This is a genomic window from Denitromonas iodatirespirans (assembly GCF_018524365.1).
GTDB classification, from domain to species: domain Bacteria; phylum Pseudomonadota; class Gammaproteobacteria; order Burkholderiales; family Rhodocyclaceae; genus Nitrogeniibacter; species Nitrogeniibacter iodatirespirans.
In genome coordinates this window covers 1-1,485 of the sequence record NZ_JAEKFT010000088.1, presented here as the reverse complement: position 1 = coordinate 1,485, position 1,485 = coordinate 1, and the positions used below count along the sequence as shown (strand labels likewise).

The 1,485-nt window shown below is 66.2% G+C and carries 1 protein-coding gene; it reads left to right on the top strand.

All coding sequences use genetic code 11. The features are described 5' to 3' along the window. Positions 1-235 precede the first annotated feature (235 nt). Positions 236-1,462, top strand: coding sequence for an ISL3 family transposase (locus I8J34_RS24015; protein WP_214364158.1), 1,227 nt, complete (start codon positions 236-238; stop codon positions 1,460-1,462). Positions 1,463-1,485 lie beyond the last annotated feature (23 nt).

Here is a 1,485-nt window from a genome sequence, read left to right as displayed (position 1 = left end):
GCCTCTTTTGAATTTTGAGTGGGTAATGCGGGATCCGGGGTGCCGGGCCGTTGGGGTCAAGGGCGGGCGTAGCCCGGCGCAGCGAACCCTTGACGCCAAGGGGCCGGCGATACGCATGGTTCATGGCTGGATGCAGCGCAGTTGGGCATCCAGCCATGAAGACAAGCGCGGCGGTGCGAGGTCGCGGCATCGGGTAGGATCGCCGCCCGTGTTGAATCTGCAGGGATGACAAGCAATGCATGCGAAGCTGTTCGAGGCCGCACTGGGCATCACCGATCCGTGGCGCGTGGGCGGGGTCGATTTCGACGCCGCCAAGAAGGTGCTCACGATCACGGTCGATTTCGTCGCGGGCAGCCGTTTCGCGGTGCCGGGCGTGGCGGGGGCGCATCCGGTCCACGACACGGTGAGCAAGCGCTACCGGCACCTGAATTTCTTCCAGCACGAGTGCTACCTCGAGGTGCGGGTGCCGCGCGTGCGCCTGCCCGACGGCGGCACCCGCCAGGTCGAGCCGGACTGGGCGGGCAAGCTTGCCGGCTTCACGCTGCTGTTCGAAGCACTGGTGATGGCGCTGTGCCGCGAGATGCCCTTCGCCGCGGTGGCCCGCGTGGTGAATCTCTCCTGGCACCGCGTGTCCGCCATCTGCAAGCGCTACGTCGATCTGGCGCTCGATCAGGCCGACTTCTCCGAGGTCAAGCGGCTGGCCGCCGACGAGACCTCGCGCGCCCGCGGCCATGACTACATCACGCTGGTGGCCGATGCCGACGCGCGCCGCGTGCTGTTCGTCACCGAGGGGCGCGATGCGGCCACGATCGAGGCGTTCGCCGAGGATTTGAAGGCTCACGGGGGCGACCCGCTGGCGATCGAGTCGATCTCGATCGACATGTCGCCGGCCTTCATCAAGGGCGTCACCGCCCATCTGCCCAACGCTACGATCACCTTCGACAAGTTCCACGTCATCGCCCACGCCAGCACCGCCGTCGACAAGATGCGCCGCATCGAGCAGCGCACCGACCCTGCGCTCAAGGGGCTGCGCTGGAAGTTGCTCAAGGATCGCGATGGGCTCAAACCGGACGCGCGCGCCGAACTCGACGCGTTCGTCGCGCAGGTGGCGACCAAGCGCACCGCCCGCGCCTGGCTCTACAAGGAGCAGTTGCGCGAGATTCTCGATCGCAAGCAAGTCAACGTCGTGCGCGCGATGCTCTGGCAGTGGACCGTCAACGTCATGCGCTCCAAGGTCGAGCCGATGAAGGCGGTCGCCAAGATGATCCGCAAGCACCTCGAAGGCATCGTCGCCTGGACCCGCTCCCGCCAGACCAACGGCTTCCTCGAGGCCATCAACGGCCTCTTCCAGGCCGCCAAGCGCAAGGCGCGTGGCTACGCGAGCTTCTCCACCATCCGTGCCGTCGTGTTCCTGCTCGCCGGCAAGCTGGACTTCGGAAAACTCAATCAGCATGCCGCGTAACCCACTCGTTTTTCAAGAGAGCC

Bases quoted from the DNA above. Each gene is read 5' to 3' on its own strand.
- I8J34_RS24015 (WP_214364158.1), top strand. From the start codon at position 236: ATGCATGCGAAGCTGTTCGAGGCCGCACTGGGCATCACCGATCCGTGG.